This window comes from Pseudomonas indica NBRC 103045, assembly GCF_002091635.1.
GTDB lineage: Bacteria > Pseudomonadota > Gammaproteobacteria > Pseudomonadales > Pseudomonadaceae > Pseudomonas_M > Pseudomonas_M indica.
The window spans coordinates 1-18,857 of record NZ_BDAC01000018.1; the positions used below are offsets into that span (position 1 = coordinate 1).

Sequence of the window (18,857 nt, forward strand, 5' to 3'; positions counted from 1 at the left end):
GCATTACCATCCTGCGGTGGGCCTTTTCTTTTACAGCGGTTCTTTCAGCCAGCGTATGCCGTGGATCGGGTGGGCGCTCAGAGCGCTGCACCCGTATCGAACAGCAATTGTTCGAAGGTTTTCTTCGCCATGGGACGGCCGTAGAGGTAGCCCTGGGCGCTGTGGCAGCCGTAGCGTTGCAGCATTTCTTCTTGGGAGGGGTCTTCGACGCCTTCGGCCATCAGGCTCATGTTCAGGCTACGGCCAAGAGAAATGATCGCTTTGACCAGTTCCGTGCTCTCGCTGTCGCGTTTCATGTTGCGGATGAAGAATCGGTCGATCTTCAGGCTATCCACGGGGAGGTGCTTCAGGGGGCTGAGCAGCGACGCACCCTTGCCGAAGTCGTCGATGGCGATGGAGACACCCAGGTCGCGCAGTTGTTCGAGGGTTTCGCAGGCGGCGCCGTTGTCGTGCTGGAGCAAGGCTTCGGTGACTTCCAGGGTAAGCCATTCCGCTTCGCATCCGGTGATCTGGAGAGTGCGGCAGACCGAGGCGAGCAGGTCGTTCGGGGCGAACTGGTGCGGCGACAGGTTGACGGCGATCGTCAGGACACGTCGCCGGTCCTGGTTCCAGTCCACGGCGGTCCGGCAGGCGTTGTGCAGGACCCACTCGCCGATGTCGACGATCAGCCCGCTCTCTTCGGCGATGGAAAGGAATTGGTCGGGTGTGAGCTGGCCCTTCTCGGGGTGGTTCCAGCGCAGCAGGGCTTCCGCGCCGATGAGCAGGCCGGTGCCGAGATCGACCTGCGGCTGGTAGTACACCTCCAATTCGCCGTTCTGTTGGGCCTGGCGCAGATCGGCGGCGATGGCCTGGCGCTTCGGGTGGGTCGTGGGCTGGTTCAAGGTGGACTCTCCGTCCGAAGCGATTCAGCGTTGCAAAAAGTGTTTCTTCCGCATGATTTTGCACCATGAAGAAGAGTGGCTAATTGATATCAAAATGATGCTTCTCCGGGGTTGGGAACCACCATCGGATGCGACTGATTTTCGGGTAAGCCGGCTGGGACGAGGGGTAGGAAATTTCCTAGTTTCCCTGGTTTTGCTCTCCAGCCGTTTTCTTTGCCTCGCTCTCCGACCTTGGGTTCATCGGTCGGCGAGCAGTCGTTCGAAGGCTTCTTTCGGCATGGGGCGGCCGTAGAAGTAGCCTTGGGCGTTGTGGCAGCCATAGCGTCGCAGCAGGGCCTCCTGGGAGGGTTTTTCGACGCCTTCGGCGATGAGGGTGAGGCGCAGGCTGTGGGCCATGGAGACGATCGCCTTGACCAGCTCGGCGCTCCGCTTGTTGTGCTCGATATCGCGGATGAAGGAGCGGTCGATCTTCAGGGTTTCCACCGGGAAGCGATTCAGGTAGCCGAGCGCCGAGTAACCGGTACCGAAGTCGTCGATGGCGATGGAAAAGCCCATGTCGCTCAGTTGCTTCAGGGTTTCGCGCACCACCGGGTTGTCGTCCAGCAGCAAGCCTTCGGTGATTTCCAGGCCGAGCCAGGCGGGCCGGCAGCCGGTGGCTTGCAGGGCATTGCACACCGAGGCGAGGAGGTCGTTCAGCTTGAACTGGCGGGGCGAGAGGTTGACGGCGACCTTGATACGGCGCCGCCGGTCGCGGTTCCATTCCACCGCCGTGCGGCAAGCGGTGTGCAGGACCCACTCGCCGATGTCGACGATCAGGCCGGTTTCTTCGGCGATGGAGATGAAGTGGTCGGGCTGGATCAGGCCATCCCGTGGATGGTTCCAGCGCAGCAGGGCTTCCGCGCCGATCAACAGGCCACTGCTCAGGTCGATCTGCGGCTGGTAGTACAGCTCCAGTTCGCCGTTCTGCCGGGCATGGCGCAGGCTGGCGGCGATGGCCAGACGCTGGGTGGTCTTTTGGGTCAGGCTCGGCGTATAGAACTGGACATTGTTCCGTCCCTGTTCCTTGGCGTGGTAGAGCGCGGTGTCGGCGTATTGCAGCAGTTCCTCGATGGTTTGCCCATCGTGCGGATAGCGGGAAATGCCGATGCTGGAGTAGATGAACAGCTCGCGGTCCTGGATCAGGCAGACTTCGCCGATGGACTGGAGCAGCGCGTGGCCGGTTCGCTCGAGATCGGCGGCGTCGTGCATGCCGGTCAGGACCAGGGCGAATTCATCGCCGCCCAGGCGGGCAACGGTATCGCCATCGCGTATGGCATCGCCCAGGCGGCGGGCGATTTCCTGCAGCAGATCGTCGCCGGCGGCGTGGCCGAGGGTGTCGTTGACGATCTTGAAGTTGTCCAGGTCGAGGATCATCACCGCGATGTGCCGGTCGCCGTGGTCGGCCTGGCGCATGGCTTGTTGAAGCCTGGCATTGAACAGCTCGCGGTTGGGCAGGCCGGTCAGGGAGTCGAAGAAGGCGAGGGTATGCAGTTGTTTCTGATAGGCCTTCAGCTTGCTGATGTCCTGCACGGTGCCGAGCATCTGCAATGGCGTGCCGTCTTCGGCATAGGCGATGCGCAGCCGGGAGTGCAGGTGCAGCGTACGTTGGCCGGTGTCGATGCTGTAGTCCATCGCCAGCTCGGTGGTGCGCGCCAGATAGGCCTGCTGGATGCTGGAGGCGATTCGGTTGCGCTCTTCCTCGGGCAGCATCGCCAGCACCTGTTCGGGGTAGGGTGCCCAACCGCGTGGCTGGCCGAGCAGGCGGCAGAGTTCCGCCGAGAGCCGGGTCTTGCGGGTGCGGAAGTCCAGTTGCCAATGGCCGAGGCGGGCGAGTGCTTCGGCCTCCTCCAGGCGGCGGCTGGTTTCCTTCAGGGAGGAAATGTCTCGGGCGATGGTGAGCACGCTGGCGACCTGGCCATGGCGGTCGAACTCGGGGACGACGCGGACATGCTGGAAGACCTGTTCACCGGTGCCTTTGACCCATTCGACTTCCAGCGAGGTCGGCGTGCCCTTGGCGATCACGTCCAGCAGTCCGGCGTGATAGCGGGCGGCCTGTTCCGGGAGGTAGAAGCTGCGCTGGAGCAGCGAAGCGCCCAGCACGTCCGCCGCGTTGGCACCGAACATGGCTTCGTACGCGGGGTTGCAGTAGATGCGCCGGCCCGTCCGGTCGAAGCGCACGATGACGTCCGGTGAGTTCTCTACCAGCGTGCGGAATTCCTGCTCCTTGATCCGCAGTACCTCTTCGGCCTGACGCTGTGCCGTGATATCTCGGCCTACCGCCAGCACGCTGACGATCTGCCCGTCGGCCGTGCGTTCTGGAGCGATGCGGATATGGCTGGTGACCGTCCGTCCTCCCGGCGTCTGCCAGGTCAATTCGTGCTCGGCAGGTTGGCCGCTGTGCAGCACGTCGAGGAGTTTGGCCTCGTATGCCAGCATTTCGGCGGTCGCGACATGGCTGGGTTTCTTGCCCAGGAGGCTTTCCACCGGCACCTCGGCCAGGTGGGCGAAGGCGGGGTTGGCGTAGGTCCGCAGGCAATCGCGGTCGTAACGGGCGATGGTGTCGGGCGTGTGTTCCGCCAGCATGCGAAACGACTGGGTATCGTTCAGCAATTGCTGTTCGTGATGCTTGTCCGCCGTGAGGTCACGGAGGATATGCAGCACCTGGCGGTAGCCCAGCGGGACCAGGCGTTGCAAGAACTGTCCGCGGCCATGGGGCAGTTGCAACTCGATTTCGCTGTCGCGTACTTCGCCGGCGGCGACACAGGCCAGGCTGTCGGCTTCCAACTGGCGTGCTGCACCGGCCGGCAGACACTCGTCCAGAGCCACGGACGGGGCCTGCTCCGCCACGCCCAGCAACCGACGCCAGGCCGGGTTGCTGGTGTGCAGGTACAAGCGGGCCTGGTCGTCCAGCGCGTAGATCGCCATGCCATCCAGGCTGGAGGCGAAGGCCACGAGGTAAGGCTGAATGGCAGCGCTGTCGTGGTGCGGTGCTGGCGGTGAGGCGAGCAAGTCGTTCATGTCGTACGGCCTGGCGATACGGCCGCTGGTTGCCGCGGCTTTCGGTTGTGTTCACCGGCCACTCCATGGCCGGCCTTGAATAGTGGCTTGTGTCGATCAGCCCCGACCCGTCCGGGCCGCAACGATCGCCCCGGGAATCTCGCCGAGGGGCAGGACCTGTTCCGCGGCACCGAGCTTCACGGCTTCCCTGGGCATGCCGAACACCACGCAGGTGGCTTCGTCCTGGGCCAGGGTGCGGGCGCCGGCGTCGCGCATTTCCTTCAGTCCCCGGGCGCCGTCGCTGCCCATGCCGGTCATGATGATGCCCAGGGCATTGGCCCCGGCAGCGCGGGCGGCGGAGCGGAACAGTACGTCCACGGAAGGCCGGTGCCGGCTGACGGGCGGCCCGTCGCGAATCTCCACACGGTATTGCGCGCCACTGCGCTGCAGCAGCATGTGCCGGCCGCCCGGCGCGATCAGGGCCCGGCCCGGCATCACCCGGTCGCCGTCCTCCGCTTCGCGTATCTCGATCTGGCAGAGCCGGTCGAGCCGCTCGGCGAACGCCTTGGTGAAGCGTTCCGGCATGTGCTGGACGATCACCAGGCCCGGACAGGTGCGTGGCAGAACAGTGAGTATCGTTTCCAGCGCCTGGGTTCCACCGGTCGAGGTGCCGATGGCCACCACGCGGTCCGTGGTGTGCAGCATCGCCTGGGTGCCCGAGAGCGGCAGAGCGGGCAGGGCGGATACGGCGGGGCGCGCGGTCAGCCGGCCGAGGTTGGCGCGGGCCGCGCCCTGGATCGCGTGGACCAGTTCCTGGCGGCTGTCGATCAGAAACTGCCGGAGGCCCATGCGCGGCTTGGTCACGATGCTGACGGCGCCTTCAGCCAGGGCCTGCAGGGTGGTCTGGGCGCCGGCTTCGGTGAGGGTGGAGCAGATCACCACCGGCGTCGGGCGCTCGGCCATCAGCTTGCGCAGGAAGGTCAGGCCGTCCATGCGCGGCATTTCCACGTCCAGTACCACCACGTCCGGCCAGCGGCGCTGCATCTTCTCCAGGGCGAACAACGGGTCGGCGGCGACGCCGATCACTTCGATGTCTGGCTGTTCGGCCAACAGGGCAGAGAGCACCTGGCGCACCACGGCGGAGTCGTCGACGATCATCACGGCGATCGGCTTCATGCGCGTCTATCCGCCTTGTGGCCAGCCTCGGGAGCGCTGTGCCGGACCGAGACATGGCCGTTCCACAGATCGAAGATCAGGCTGCGATGGCCGACGCCCTCGACATGGGCGCCGCTGCAAGCGAGCCCATGGGCGTCGAGCAGGCGCCGGGCGGCCTCGACGTTCTTGCGTCCCACTTGGCCCGGGTTCCCACGCATGACATCGGGAAACATGCTGCCGCCGCCGAAGAGCTGGATGCGGAACTCGTCGGGGCGCGCCTTGGCGGTACGGATCTCGCGCAGCATCAGTTCCAGGGCCTCGTCGGCGTAGCGGCCGTCCAGTTCGCCGCCAGCCATGGTCGGTCGGGTCGGCAGGAGGAAGTGGAACATGCCGCCGATCTGCCGGAACGGATGCCAGCAAACCAGGGAGACACAGGAACCCAGCACTGTGCGGATGCGTGTGTGGCGGTCGCCGAAGTACAGCTCGCCCGGCTGCAGGAAAACCTCGATGAGCGGGGCGGGCTTACGCATGGGGCTTCCGGTAGATCGAGGGGCTGACCAGGCGCAGCTCGTCCGATACCCCGTTGAGGCTTTCCGAGTGGCTGACGATGAAGTAGCCGCCGGGACGCAGTCGGGGCAGCAGGCGCCGGACGACGCGGCGCTTGGTCTCCTGGTCGAAATAAATCATCACGTTGCGCAGGAAGATGACGTCGAAGTCTCCCAGGTCGGGCAAGGGGGCGTTCAGGTTGACCTGCATGAAGCGGATGCGCTCGCGCAGCTCGGGCTTCACCAGGAAGCAGCCCTCGTGTTCGCCGACGCCCTTCAGGCAGTGCCGTATCAGCGTCGAACGCGGCAGGGTCTGTGCATCGTCCAGGCGGTAGAGGCCCGTCCGTGCCTTCTCCAGCACACGGGTGCTGATGTCCGAGGCAACCACCTCCCACGGCTGCTGGCCGAGGCTGTCGGCCAGGGTCATGGCGAGGCTGTAGGGTTCTTCCCCGCTGGAACAGGCGCCGCTCCAGATGCGTACCTTCTGCGGGCCACGGCGTGGCGGCAGGATCTGTTCGCGGAGGAACTCGAAGTGCTTCGGCTCACGGAAGAAATAGGTTTCGTTGGTGGTCAGCAGGTCGACTGCCACCTGGAGTTCGGCCTGCTCGCGCGCCAGCAGGCGGAAATAGTCGCTGTAGCTGCCCAGGCCGCATTGGCGGATGCGCTTGGCCAAGCGCCCGCTCACCAACGGCTTCTTGGCATCGCTCATGCTGATGCCGGCCACTTCGTGGAGCAGGGTGCGGAACTGCCGGAACTCCTGGTCGCTCAGCACGGGCGGGCACGAGGCGCCGCGTTCGCCGGAGCGCCCGGGAGCCCCGTCCGGCTCACCCCGCCGGTATCCGGTCATGGCTGCTCGTCCGCGTGCTGCGCGGCGCTGGCCAGGTCGGCGAGTTCGTCGACGGAAAGCACCCGGCCGATGTCGAGCAGGATGACGAAACGCCCGCCGACCTTGCCCATGCCGAGGATGAAGTCGGTGCGGATGTGGGTACCGAAGGCGGGGGGCGGCTCGATGTCCGCCGGGGCGATTTCCAGCACTTCGTTGACGGCATCGACCACCACGCCGAGCACTTGCCGACCCTCGGCGTGCTGGACTTCGAGGATGACGATGCAGGTACGCCGACCGACCGCCGTGACGGGGCCGCCGAAGCGCGCACCGAGGTCGATCACCGGGACCACCGCGCCGCGCAGGTTGATCACGCCACGGATGCTGGGCGGCATCATGGGGATCGCGGTGACCTGGCCGTACTCGATGATTTCCTTGACGCAGAGTGTACCCACGGCGAACTGCTCGCCGCCCAGGGTGAAGGTGAGGTACTGGCGGGATTCCGCGGCGAGGTCGCGCATGTCCGCTTTGATCAGTTGACCCATGAACGTCTCCTGGAGGGGCCGCCGCCGTGTGCGCGGCCCTCATCTCTGTTGGACCGCATCATTCCTCGAAAACGGTAAAGCCCGCCGGTATCGCCGTCGCCGGGCGGCGCGGCACTGCGCCGCCGAGGGCGCGCTCCGCAACCGGCGCGGTGGCATGCGGACGGCGTGTGTCGCCGGAGGGCTCGTCCAGGGTGAAGAACGCCATCAACCGCTGCAACTGCTCGGCCTGTCCGCTCATCTCCTCGGCGGTGGCGGCCAGTTCCTCGGAGGAAGAGGCGTTTTGCTGGGTGATCTGGCTGAGCTGGTTCATCGCCATGTTGATCTGGCCGACACCGGAGGACTGCTCGGACGAGGCGGCTGCGATTTCCTGCACCAGGTCGGAGGTCTTGGCGATGCTCGGCAGCATGTCGTCCAGCAGGCTGCCGGCGCGTTCGGCCAGGGCCACGCTGCCCTTGGCCACTTCACCGATTTCCTGCGCCGCGACCTGGCTGCGCTCGGCCAGCTTGCGCACCTCGGCGGCGACCACGGCGAAGCCTTTGCCATGCTCGCCGGCGCGGGCAGCTTCGATGGCGGCGTTCAGGGCGAGCAGGTTGGTCTGGTAGGCGATGTCGTCGATGATGCCGATCTTCTCGGCGATGGATTTCATGGCGGCAACGGTGTCCTTGACCGCCTCGCCACCCTCGCTCGCCTGGCGGGCAGCGCCGGAGGCCATGCCATCGGTGACCCGGGCGTTCTCGGTGTTCTGCTCGACCGAGGCGGACATCTGTTCCATGGAGGCGGAGGTCTCTTCGACGCTGGCCGCCTGCTCGCTGGAAGCCTGGCTCAGGCTCTGGGCGGTGGCCGAGACCTGTTCCGAGGCGCTGGACAGCGAATCCGCCGCGCCGCGCACGTCGCCGATGATCCCGGACAATGTGTGGATGGTGGCGTTGACCGAATGCTTGAGGCCATCGAAGGCGCCCTGGTAAACGTTCTCGATCACCTGGGTCAGGTCACCGCGCTCGAGGCCGGCCAGGACCCGCTGGACATCCGCCAGTGCGTTTTCGCTGGTACCGACGATGCGGTTCATGCCCTCGGCGACCAATTGGTAGAAGCCCGTCTTGTTCTCCTCGGCGACCCGTGCGGAGAAGTCGCCGGCCGCGGCGGCGGCTACCACTTGGCCGATTTCCTGTTCGGCGGCCACTTCGGCGGTGCGGTCGATCCATTCCAGCACGGTACCGAGCCGGGTTCCGGCCAGGTCGTAGATGGGGCTGGCACTGAGGCGGAAGGTCAGGCCGCCGACGGAAATCTGGGCGACATGCGTGCCGCGCAGGTGGCTAAGCAGGTTGCGCTGGTGGCTGGGGTTCTTGTGGAAGGCATCGAAGTTCGTGCCGATGATTTGGTCCGCGCGGAACTGCGGCAGCAGCTTGCGGAAGTTCGCCTCGGACTGGCGCATCAGGGCTTCGGTGGCCTTGTTCATGTAGCGGATGATGCCGTCGTTGTCCGCCATCATCACGTTGACCGAGGCGTTGTCCAGGGTGGTGCGGATGGTGGTGGCCACGGCAGCGGCGGCTGCGGCGTCCTTGAGTTGCTGGCGGGTCCGCTCGATCACCTCGTTGATGAACGCCTTCTTGCCGGGGAAGCGCTCCAGCGGCGCGTCGAAGTCACCCTCGCCGAACGCGGCGATGCAGGCCATGGCTTTCTTTTTCACGGCGATGTGCCCTTCGACCATGGTGTTGACCCCTTCCGCCATGGCCCGGTAGGCCCCCTGGAAGCGCTCGGTATCGACGCGGACGTCGATATCGCCCCGGTCGTGCTCGGCGGACATCCGGTTCATTTCGGCGATCAGCGACTGCAGGCTGGCCGACACGCCCTGGATGGCGGTTTGTAGCTGGCCGGTCTCGTCGCGGCGGTCGATGACGATATCGGCGGCCAGGTCGCCGGCGGCCAGGCGGTTGGCCACCTGCATGGACTCGGCCAGCGGACGCACGATGGAGCGGGTGATAAGGACCGCGACCAGGGAGCCCAGCGCCACGGCGACGCCCAGCAGGATCAGCGTCATGCGCACGCCGGCGTTATGGTTCGCCTCGGCCTGGGCCACCGCTTCGCCGGTCTTGCGCTGCTGGTAGGCGAGCATGGCGTCCAGGGCCTTGAAGAGGCTTTCCTGCACGGGCGCCACTTCGTTCATCAGCAGGTCGACGGCCTCGGTGTTGCGGCCGGATTCGCTGAACCGCAGCGCCCGGTCCACCAGCGGAACGGCCGCCTCGAAGTGTGTGCGGATGTCGCCGCTGAGCGCCTTGGCTTCGTCCGTGGTGACGCTGTCGCTCATGGCATCGAGCACCTTGGTGAACTCCGTCCGCGCGGCCAGGACGCGGTCGGTTTCCAGGCGGATGCGCGCGCTGTCGTCGGTGAGCAAGGTGTTGCGGGTGGCGCGGGCGACGATGTTCATCTGGTTGCGCAGGGTGGCGACCTGCATCACCCGCTGCATGCGCAGGTTGACGATCTCGTCGAGATCCTCCCGGGTGTGTTGCAGGCGGCTGATGCCGTTCCAGGCCAGGAGAGCCATCAGCACCAGGATGCTGGCGAAACCCAGGACGAGGCGGATACCGATTCGCATGTTCTTCATAGCGATTCCTTCAGGAAAGTGTGGGGATGCGCCTCGTGGCGCTGGCTGGCGAGGTGCTGGATCAGCCCTGCCACGTCGAGGATCAGGGCGACCTCGCCGCTGCCGAGAATGGTGAAGCCGCCGATGCCGCGGATGCGGCCGAAGACTTTGCCGAGTGGTTTGATCACGGTCTGGAACTCGCCCATCAACTGGTCGACCACCAGCCCGGCGCGCAGGCCGCCGAACTGCACGATCACCACGTTCTGCCGGCGCGGTGGCGCGCCTTCGATGTCGAACAGGTTGCGCAGGCGAATGAACGGCAGGACCTCGCCGCGCAGGTTGAGGTAGTCGTGGCCGCCTTCGCAGTCCAGCTCGATGCACTCCACCACCAAGTCCTGAGGGACCACGTAGGCCGCGTTGCCGACGCCTACCAGGAAACCGTCGATGATCGCCAGGGTCAGCGGCAGGCGGATGCGCACCGTGGTGCCCAGGCCCTCGGTGCTGTCCAGTTCGATGCTGCCGCGCAGGGCGGCGATGTTGCGTTTCACCACGTCCATGCCGACGCCGCGGCCGGAGAGGTTGCTGATCTGTTCCGCCGTGGAGAAGCCGGGTTCGAAGATCAGGTTGAGAATCTCCGCATCGCTGAGTGCCGCGCCTTCGGCAACCAGGCTGCGCTCGATGGCCTTGCGCAGGATGCGTTCGCGGTTCAGGCCGCCGCCGTCGTCGGCCACCTCGATGACGATGCTGCCCGACTCGTGGTAGGCATTCAGCCGCAGCAGGCCCTGGGCCGGCTTGCCTCGGGCGAGGCGTGCCTCGGCGGGCTCGATGCCGTGGTCCATGGCGTTGCGCACCAGATGGGTGAGGGGATCGCCGATCTTCTCCACCAGGGTCTTGTCCAGCTCGGTCTCGCCGCCGCTGATGTCCAGGCGGATGTCCTTGCCCAACTCCTTGGCCACGTCGCGGACCACCCGCTGGAAGCGGTTGAAGGTGGAACCGATCTGCACCATGCGCAGGGTGAGCGCCGAGTCGCGGACTTCTTCCACCAGCCGCGAGAGCAGGGCGGTGGCTTCCATCAGTTCGCCGTTGCCGGCGCGCTGGGCGACCAGGCTGGCCCCGGCGCCGGCGATGATCAGCTCGCCGATCAGGTCGATCAGTTGGTCGAGCTTGCCTGCATCGACCCGGATCAGGTTGTTCGCCGCCTGGCGATTCTCCTTGGCCTGCTGTTGCTTCTTCAGCGCCGCCTCGACCACTGGCGGGTGGACGATGCCTTGCTCCACCAGCAGTTGGCCGACCGGTGCCGCCGGAACGTCATGCGCCTGGCTGCGCAGCACCTCGGCCAGCTCGGCTTCGGTGAGCGTGCCGCAGCGCACCAGGATTTCGCCCAGGCGCATGTCGTCCTCGGGCAGCGCCTGGATGAGCTGCTGGTACTCGGCCGTACGGCTGTGCGGCGGCAGGATGCGGATCAGACTGTCGTCCCGGACGAACTCGAAGACGTCCTCCAGCGTGGCCTTGTCGGCATCGCTGCGGAAGGCGATCTCGAAGCCCAGGTAGCAGCTTTCCGGGTCCATGTCGTCCGCGCCCGGCAGGCTGTCGGTGAGGGTGACGATGTGCTGGACCCGGCCGAGGGTAGCCAAGTAGCGGACGAACGCCAGCGGGTCCATGCCGTTACGCAGCAGGTCCTGGCCGAAGCGCAGGGAAATGTGCCAGTGGTCGGTCCCGACGGTATCCGCGGCGCGCTCCACGTTGGCCGTGGTCTCGGCGGGGCAGGTCGCCGGCGGCTGAGCGGTTGCGTCGCGTGCAGGATCGTCGTCCAGCAGGCCGTTCAGCCACTCGAGCAGGTGGGTGCCGTTTTGCCGCACGCTGTCCTCCGGTTCTCTGTGTTCCGCCGCCCGTTTCACCAGGACGCCGATGTGATCGCAGACCTGCAGGAACAGCGCGGCCAGCTCTTCGGTGAAGTGCAGCCGGCCGGCGCGGACGAGGTCCAGCACGCTCTCCGCCACATGGGTGAAGGCGACGATGCCGTCCAGGCCGAACAGGCCGGCGGAACCCTTGATGGTGTGCGCCGCCCGGAAGATCGCGTTGATCGTGTCCGGGTCGTCGGGCGCCTGTTCGATGTGCAGCAGGGCCTCTTCCATCTGCTGCAGCAGCTCCAGGCTCTCGGCGATGAAGGTATGCAGTGCGTCGTCCAGGTTCATGGGCGTGCGCTCGTCATGGCCCGGTGGGGCTGAGCAGGACAGGGTCGCCGAAGAAGCCCGCCAGGCCGCAGAGCTCGATGGCCTCGAGGGCCGCCGGGCTGTGGTTGCAGAACAGCAGGGTCAGGCCGCGTGCGCGAGCTTCCTTCTTCGCCAGCAGCAAGAGCTGCAGGCCGGCCGTATCCAGCTCCTGCACCGCGCCGAGGTCCAGTTCGAGGTGTTCTCCCTCGAGCAGGGGGGCGAGCAGCCGGGGCTTCCACTCGCTGGCGGTGTAGATCGTCAGTTCGCCGGCGACAGACAGCAGCCGGGCTGGGTTGTGGGTCATGGCTACTTCCCTCGGATTACGGCAGGACCAGCTTGGAGACCGCCGCGAGCATCTGGGCGGGCTGGAAGGGCTTGACCACCCAGGCTTTGGCGCCGGCGGCCTGGCCCTCCTGCTTCTTGGCGTCGCTGACTTCGGTGGTGAGCATGATCACCGGGGTGAACTTGTAGGCCGGTAGTTGCTTGGCCGCGCGGACGAAGGACAGGCCGTCCATGTTCGGCATGTTCACGTCGCTGATGATCAGGTGCAGCTTGCGGCCGTCGAGTTTGCTCAGCGCGTCCTTGCCGTCGCAGGCCTCGACGGTGTCGTAGCCGGCACCCTTGAGGGCGATGCTGACGACTTGGCGCAGGGAGGCGGAGTCGTCGACGATCATGATGGTCTTGGCCATGTCTGGGTCCTAGAAGAAGGTGATATCGGATTCGGAAGAGGCGGTGCGGTGGGCGCCGCCGTGGTGAACGGCGTGTTGTTCCGGCACGGTATAGGTCCGCGCCAACTGGTCGAGCCAGGCGTCGGCGTCGATGGGCTGGGGAGTCCGGCCGGCGTCGCGGTCGCTTCCCCGCTGGCCGATGTGCTGGTGAAGCCGCTCAAGGTCGTTGCGCACCAGCACGAGCACCTGGCTGACGCGATCCTGGAACTGCAAGGCGACCAGCACCTCGGCGACTTCCTGGCCCACGGCGGCGCTTTCTTCGCGCAGCAGCCGGGAGGAGCCGAGGAGGGCGTCGGTGGCATCGCGGAAACGCTGGATCACCTGCTCGATCACCTGGCCCGAGTGGTCCACGGTGGCTTCGTCCTGGTCGGCGTACTGGCGGGAGATCGCCAAGGTGCCAGCGATGGCGGCGCTCACCGTGTCCACGGTTTCGCCGATGCGCTTGCCGGTTTCGCCGGACAGCGACGACAGCTTGCGAATTTCGTCGGCCACCACGGCGAAGCCACGTCCTACCTCGCCGGCGCGGGCCGCCTCGATGGCCGCATTGAGCGCCACCAGGTTGGTCTGCTTGGCGATGTTGCCGACGTCCAGCGCCATCGCGCGCAGTTGCTCGGTCAGGTTGGCCAGCTCGGTCACCTGCCGCAGCAACGCCGATTTGTTGGCCAGCGCGGTGCGCAGGGCGCCGATGACGGAATCCAGCTCCTGCTGGCTGCCGCCGAGCAGATCGACCAGGGCCGTGTCCGCACCGCCATCGCGGCTGCTGGCGAGGGCCTGTTCGACACGCTGGGCGAGACTGGCGAAACGCGCGGTCAGCGCGGTGATGGCATCCTCGGTGTGCTCACGGGCGAAGTCGATCTGCCCGGACCAGACCGGCAGGACGCCCCGGCAGGTGGGCTCGAGGCCGCACTGGCACAGGGCTTTCTCCGCGGTGGCCCGATCCGCCTGGATCTGTTCGCCAAGGCTATGCAGGGCCTTGTCCCGCGCCTGGATCAAGGAGGACAACAGCACGGTCATGCCGAGACCTAGCAGTAGCAGCACGACGGCAAGCGTGACGGGTAGACGCTGGAGTCCTCCCACCAGCACGATGCAGCCGCTGCCAAAAAGCACGGATAGGAGAGGCATCAGGAACACCCAGGCAGAGCATTGGCCCGGGGCGGTGGCAGGTTGTTTCAAGGAGGATCTCCATCCGGAACGCGGCAAGGCGGGCTCACTACCTGTCCACGGCAAGCGTGCGGTGTGGCTTTTTGATAGCAAAATGATGCCTATTGAGACGTCTGTGCCACCATCGGATGAGACTGATTTTCAGGTAGGTGGATTGGAGGTATTGAGTAGGGAATTCCCTAGGCCGGAGAAAGGCGAAGAAGGAGGCTTTTCCGGGCGCTCCGGCGGAGCGCCCGGAAAAGCCGGACTCAACCGGCCGGCCAGGCCAACGCCACGTCCAGCATGCGGTTGGCGAAGCCCCATTCGTTGTCGTACCAGGCCAGGACCTTCACCAGATCGCCCTGGACGCGGGTGTGGCTCAAGTCCGCCACGCAGGACACCGGGTAGCCATTGAAGTCGCTGGATACCAGCGGCAGCTCGTTGCACTCCATCACCCCGGCCGGCATGTGTTGCGCACCTTCGCGCAGGGCATCGTTGATCGCTTCGACGCTGGTGGGGCGCTCCGCGGTGAAGGTCAGGTCCAGCAGCGAGACATTCGGCGTCGGCACCCGCACGGCCAGGCCATCCAGGCGACCGGAAAGTTCCGGCAGTACCAGCCCGATGGTTTTGGCCGCACCGGTACTGGTGGGGATCATCGACTGGGTGGCGGCGCGGGCGCGGTAGAGATCGTGATGCGGCCGGTCCAGCAGGTTCTGGTCGTTGGTATAGGAGTGCACTGTGGTCATCAGGCCCTGGCGGATGCCCACCGCTTCATGCAGCACCTTCGCCAGCGGCGCCAGGCAATTGGTGGTGCAGGACGCGTTGGAAACGATTTGCTGACTGCCCAGTTGGCGGTGATTGACGCCGTAGACCACCGTCAGATCAGCGCTTTCCATCGGGTGCGACAGCAGCACCCGTTGGGCGCCCGCATCCAGGTGCAGCTCAGCCTGCGGCCGCTTCTTGAATTTGCCCGAGCACTCCAGCACCAGATCGACACCCAGCTCGCCCCACGGCAGATTGCCCGGCTCGCGCTCGCGCAACAGGCGGATGCGCTGGCCGTTCACCTCCAGGCTGTCTTCCTCCTGGGCGATACGCCCGGAGAAGCGGCCGAAGGTGGAGTCGAAGCGGGTCAGATGGGCGAGGGTGGGGGCATCACCGAGATCGTTGATCGCCTCCAGATGAATCGACCGCTCCAGACCGCGTTCATACAGCGAACGAAGCAGGGCGCGGCCGATGCGTCCGTAACCGTTGATGGCAATACGCAACATGAGCATTCCTCCGCGGGGTGAGCTGCCTTTTCAGCTTAGGTGGGCCCTGGCGGAGGGAGTTCGGCGAGAGTGTGGCAAAAGGTCTCGGGATTAAAGTGACTGGCATCTAGGAATAGGTGTGAGCAGTCTATCGGTGGTCGAAGTGAGGCTGGTAAGCCCTAGGGAGTTCTGTTCTAAGGCTTTTCCGATGCGTGTAAGTGTTTGGATATCCGACACTTTTTTGTGACGCGTTCTGCTCCGGCGATTTCCCTTCCCTTAGGACAATGATGGTATTCGGGTGGCGGCGACGACCGTGACCGCGCATGGCTGTCGGACAGGGAGCGAGTCATGGGGCGACATTTCGTAATGTGCTGGGAGCTGGGCGCGGACCTTGGCCATGTCAACCAGATGGCCACCATCGCTGCGGCATTGCGTGAACGGGGGCAGCGCGTCAGCGTGATACTGGCGGACGTCACCCAGGCTCCGCGCTATTTCGGCCCGCTCGGCGTCCCCTGGTTTCAAGCGCCCCAACCACCCGCCCATCATCCAGGCGAAATACCGCTCAATCATGCCGACCTTTTCTGGCGAAGCGGTTACCACGACCCTGTTTCCCTGAACGGCCTGCTGCACGCATGGCGCTCCCTCTTCGACCTGCTCCAGCCCGACCTGATCATCGCCGAGGCCGCGCCGACTGCGACCCTGGCGGCGCGCTGCGATGGTGTGCGCTGTGTCTGTCTCGATAACGGATTCTTCGTCCCGCCGCCCGGCGACCCCCTGCCGGCGCTGCGCAGTTGGGAGCCCGTGCCGCTTGCCGAACTGGAGCGGCGGGAGACACGTGTCCGGACAGTGATCGACGAGACCCTGGCACGCCTGGGAAAGCCGGAGCTGGGACGCTTCTCCCGACTGTTCGAGGTGGAAACCCATTGGCTGACCTGGCTGGAACTCAACCACTTCGGCCCACATTCGCCCAACCTGCACCTGGGCGCTATCCAGGGCCACATATCCGGCCAACGCCTGCCTTGGCCCGACGGTATGGGGCGCAAAGTCTTCGCCTACCTGAAGCCGGACCACCCCCACGCCATCCCTGTGTTGGAGGGCTGCCTCCGGCATGGCGACCGCGTGCTCGCCTACCTGCCGCGCTGGCCGGTGGGCGAATTGAAACGTCTGGCGAAACTGGGCGCGATTCATATCAGCCAGGCCCCCTTGGACATGCACTCGCTCCTGGAAAGCTGCGATCTGGTCGTCTGCCACGGTGGCTTCGGCACCGTCAGCCAATCGCTGCGCGCGGGCAAGCCGCTGTTGCTCCTGCCATCCCATGTCGAGCAGGTCCGTACCGCCCGGGCGGCGGCCGCCTTGGGTGTGGCCGTCGTGCCCGAGGAGGACCGGGCGTCGCGGCGACTGCGTATCGATGGCGAGGCCTTGGAGCGAGCCCGTATCAGGGCCGCCGACCATGCGCCGTGCCTGGGTTCGGCCGAGGAGAGCCTGGGGCGCCTGCTGGACATTCTTCTTTCGGCTGCCGGGAGGGCTGCCTGATGCGCATCTTGATCATCCACCAGAATTTCCCCGGCCAGTTCCGCCACGTCGCCCGTTGCCTGCTGGGGCAACCGGGCGTGGAGGTGCTGGCCATCGGACGCGACACCGCCCCTGGCCTCGCCGGTGTGCCGCTGCTGCGCTACAAACCGCATCGCCCGGTGAGCGATACCCTCCACCCCTACCTGCGCCCGTTCGAGGACGGTGTGCTGCATGGCCAGCAGGTCCTGCGCCTGCTCCTCGACCTCAAGCGCAAGGGCTATCGGCCGGACATCATCCTGGCCCACCCGGGCTGGGGTGAAACGCTCTACGCCAAGGACGCCTTTCCCGCTGCCCGGCTCATCCACTTCTGCGAGTTCTACTACCACGCCCACGGTGCCGACGCGAACTTCGACCCGGAGTTCCCGCTGGACCTCGACGGCGCCGCACGCATCCGCACCCGCAATGCCTTGCACCTGCTCAATCTGGAACACTGCGACCAGGGCATCGCACCGACCCGCTGGCAGCTCGACCTGCACCCCGAGGCCTATCGGCACAAACTCATCCAATTGCACGAGGGCATCGATACTCGCGCCCTCCAGCCCAACCCCCTCGCCACTCTGCAACTTCCCAACGGAACCGTCCTGCGCGCCGGCATGCCGGTGCTCACCTACGTCGCCCGCAACCTGGAGCCGTACCGCGGTTTCCATACCTTCATGCGCGCACTGCCGTCGATCCTCCGCGAACACCCGGACTGCCAGGTCGTGGTCATCGGCGGCGACGACGTGAGCTACGGCGGCCGCCCGAACGATGCGGAAAACTGGCGCAGCAAACTGCTCCGGGAAAACCCCATCGATCTCACCCGCGTGCACTTCCTCGGCAAGGTGCCCTACGCCACCTACCGCCAGGCCCTGCAGGTGTCCGCGGTACACACCTACCTGACCTACCCCTTCGTCCTCTCCTGGTCGCTCCTCGAGGCCATGGCCTGCGGCTGTCTTATCGTCGCTTCCGACACCGCTCCCGTGCGCGAAGCGATCCACCACGGAGAAAACGGCGTACTCGTGGACTTCTTCGAACCCCAGGCATTGGCCGAGGCGGTTCTGGATGCACTGAACAACCCGGCACGGCATCAGGAAAAAAGAAAACAGGCCCGGAGAACGGCGGAGGGATATGACATTGAAGTGGGTAATGGGCGGTATTTGAAATTGATGGGAGTGAGTCGTGGGTAATTACAGGGAGTTAATAATGCGGTGGGGAAAGTTCGGTGTTGTGAAAAAGGGAATGATTCTTCTGGGAGGTTTGGGGCTGGTTTGGTTCGGCTGGTGGGGCTCTGATATTCCCATTGGATATTATGAGTTTAGAGAACGCTGCAATAGGGAGGGTGGGCCTAGGCTGTTAGGGATAATAGCGAAGGACTCAGGCTGGATGGTTTCTTCTGAGATTCAGGCTAAATCTGTTGTCGCAGCTTATCGCTTCGTACCGTTTGCTAGATACATATCGGATGATGATCAATTAAAGGATGTGCTCTATAAGGGTGGTAATCCTTGGTGGAGTAGTTCTTATGCTATTGAAGAGGCTGATTTGAAGCGAAGTGTCAATTATAAGTATTTCGTGGAGAGTGAAAATGTTTCCGGTGCAATTCGGTTGCGTAGAGATATCAGTCTTCTGGTTGATTTGTTTACCGGGGAAGAGTTATTCGTCTCAACTAGTTTTACTTATACATGGACTAATCCTGAGCGTACTTTGTTGGGTAGGAGTGATAAGGTTCGTTGTCCTGGTTTCGCTGAGGAAGATAGTGCTGTTGATAGTTTGTTCTAGTTGTGTGTGGAGGGCTATATGGGGATAAAGGCTAGAGTTTTCACTGTTGCAGGGGTTTTAAGTATTTCCTTGCTCGGGTGGTGGATGTCTGATGTTTTTATCGGTTATTTGAAGTTCAAGGAGCTTTGCCGTTTGGATGGAGGGTTAAAAACTTATGGGAAGGTAGAGATCGGGACAGGATGGTTGACTAATAATGAATGGGTTGCAAGAGATGTTGTGGCTAGTTATTCAGCTGTCTCTTTTGCTAGGTTTCATTTGAATAATGGAGTGAGTCATGACGTTATTTATGTGGGTGGGGCACCGTGGAAAGATAGTTCTTACAGGATGGATGATGTAGGTGGAGGGGTTGTCCGATATAGGTTGGATCGTAAATCGGAAACTGTCTCGAAGAAATATCGTATTAGAAAAAATTCTCTAACCCTCATGGATTTGGAGAGTGATGCAGTAATGCTGAGTTCAACACGTTTTATTTTAACTCTCACTGATCCAAAGAATACGTTATTTGGTATGAGCGATATGGTGGAGTGCCAAAGTCATCTAGATGAGATGGCCCAAATAAGAAATTACCTTGGGGCAAAATAATGCGTTGGACGGATCGCCTGGTTACTTTTTTGATGTTAGACCTGGGAGGATAAG

Annotated in this window: 16 protein-coding genes and 1 pseudogene; 4 read left to right on the forward strand and 13 right to left on the reverse strand. The window is 64.3% G+C overall.

All coding sequences use genetic code 11. From position 1 onward, the window contains the following. Positions 1-77: 77 nt before the first annotated feature. The 13 genes and pseudogenes from PIN01S_RS19065 to gap all read right to left on the reverse strand — a co-directional run bounded on the left by PIN01S_RS19065 (position 78) and on the right by gap (position 14,915). Positions 78-881, reverse strand: coding sequence for a putative bifunctional diguanylate cyclase/phosphodiesterase (locus tag PIN01S_RS19065; protein WP_169715851.1), 804 nt, complete (start codon positions 879-881; stop codon positions 78-80). 237 nt (positions 882-1,118) lie between these two features. Continuing rightward, the gene (locus tag PIN01S_RS19070; protein WP_084337885.1) at positions 1,119-3,938 is read right to left on the reverse strand and encodes a bifunctional diguanylate cyclase/phosphodiesterase; all 2,820 of its coding nucleotides are present in this window, start codon (positions 3,936-3,938) and stop codon (positions 1,119-1,121) included. Between the two features lie 96 nt (positions 3,939-4,034). Beyond that, positions 4,035-5,093: a protein-glutamate methylesterase/protein-glutamine glutaminase gene (locus PIN01S_RS19075; RefSeq protein ID WP_084337887.1), complete on the reverse strand. Its 1,059-nt coding sequence runs from the start codon at positions 5,091-5,093 to the stop codon at positions 4,035-4,037. Then, positions 5,090-5,602 (reverse strand): chemotaxis protein CheD, encoded by a 513-nt coding sequence (locus tag PIN01S_RS19080; protein ID WP_084337889.1) that lies wholly within the window; start codon positions 5,600-5,602, stop codon positions 5,090-5,092. Before PIN01S_RS19080 ends, PIN01S_RS19075 begins: the two co-directional genes overlap by 4 nt. Next, positions 5,595-6,464 (reverse strand): CheR family methyltransferase, encoded by an 870-nt coding sequence (locus PIN01S_RS19085; RefSeq protein WP_084337891.1) that lies wholly within the window; start codon positions 6,462-6,464, stop codon positions 5,595-5,597. The genes PIN01S_RS19080 and PIN01S_RS19085 overlap by 8 nt, the downstream gene beginning before the upstream one ends. Beyond that, a complete protein-coding gene (locus PIN01S_RS19090; protein ID WP_084337893.1) occupies positions 6,461-6,985 on the reverse strand; it encodes a chemotaxis protein CheW in 525 nt (174 codons plus the stop codon). Before PIN01S_RS19090 ends, PIN01S_RS19085 begins: the two co-directional genes overlap by 4 nt. Positions 6,986-7,043: 58 nt before the next feature. Continuing rightward, on the reverse strand, positions 7,044-7,757 hold the full coding sequence (locus PIN01S_RS27635; protein WP_439958248.1) for a methyl-accepting chemotaxis protein: 714 nt from the start codon (positions 7,755-7,757) through the stop codon (positions 7,044-7,046). Between the two features lie 195 nt (positions 7,758-7,952). Beyond that, positions 7,953-9,587: pseudogene (locus PIN01S_RS27640) on the reverse strand (MCP four helix bundle domain-containing protein); the annotation flags it as partial. Then, positions 9,584-11,761 carry a chemotaxis protein CheA gene (locus tag PIN01S_RS19100; protein WP_084337897.1) on the reverse strand — a complete coding sequence of 726 codons (2,178 nt, stop codon included), beginning with the start codon at positions 11,759-11,761 and terminating at the stop codon, positions 9,584-9,586. The gene PIN01S_RS19100 and the pseudogene PIN01S_RS27640, both read right to left, overlap by 4 nt. Positions 11,762-11,774: 13 nt before the next feature. Further along, positions 11,775-12,083 (reverse strand): STAS domain-containing protein, encoded by a 309-nt coding sequence (locus PIN01S_RS19105; RefSeq protein WP_084337899.1) that lies wholly within the window; start codon positions 12,081-12,083, stop codon positions 11,775-11,777. 16 nt (positions 12,084-12,099) lie between these two features. Next, entirely contained in the window at positions 12,100-12,468 is a 369-nt protein-coding gene (locus tag PIN01S_RS19110) for a response regulator (protein WP_084337901.1), read from the reverse strand. Positions 12,469-12,477: 9 nt separating this feature from the next. Then, entirely contained in the window at positions 12,478-13,629 is a 1,152-nt protein-coding gene (locus PIN01S_RS19115; protein WP_084338111.1) for a methyl-accepting chemotaxis protein, read from the reverse strand. Positions 13,630-13,916: 287 nt separating this feature from the next. Then, on the reverse strand, positions 13,917-14,915 hold the full coding sequence (gene gap / locus PIN01S_RS19120) for a type I glyceraldehyde-3-phosphate dehydrogenase (protein WP_084337903.1): 999 nt from the start codon (positions 14,913-14,915) through the stop codon (positions 13,917-13,919). 327 nt (positions 14,916-15,242) lie between these two features. Between gap and PIN01S_RS26975 the strand changes: the two genes are divergently transcribed. Genes PIN01S_RS26975 through PIN01S_RS26470 form a run of 4 tightly spaced genes read left to right on the forward strand, consistent with a single transcriptional unit; the run spans position 15,243 to position 18,803 of the window. Next, on the forward strand, positions 15,243-16,427 hold the full coding sequence (locus tag PIN01S_RS26975) for a glycosyltransferase (protein ID WP_084337905.1): 1,185 nt from the start codon (positions 15,243-15,245) through the stop codon (positions 16,425-16,427). Continuing rightward, a complete protein-coding gene (locus tag PIN01S_RS19130) occupies positions 16,427-17,632 on the forward strand; it encodes a glycosyltransferase family 4 protein (protein ID WP_084337907.1) in 1,206 nt (401 codons plus the stop codon). Before PIN01S_RS26975 ends, PIN01S_RS19130 begins: the two co-directional genes overlap by 1 nt. Before the next feature lie 16 nt (positions 17,633-17,648). Beyond that, positions 17,649-18,221 (forward strand): hypothetical protein, encoded by a 573-nt coding sequence (locus tag PIN01S_RS26465; protein WP_139198585.1) that lies wholly within the window; start codon positions 17,649-17,651, stop codon positions 18,219-18,221. 18 nt (positions 18,222-18,239) lie between these two features. Then, complete coding sequence (locus PIN01S_RS26470; protein ID WP_139198584.1) at positions 18,240-18,803, forward strand: hypothetical protein; 564 nt, start codon at positions 18,240-18,242, stop codon at positions 18,801-18,803. The last annotated feature ends 54 nt before the right edge of the window (positions 18,804-18,857 follow it).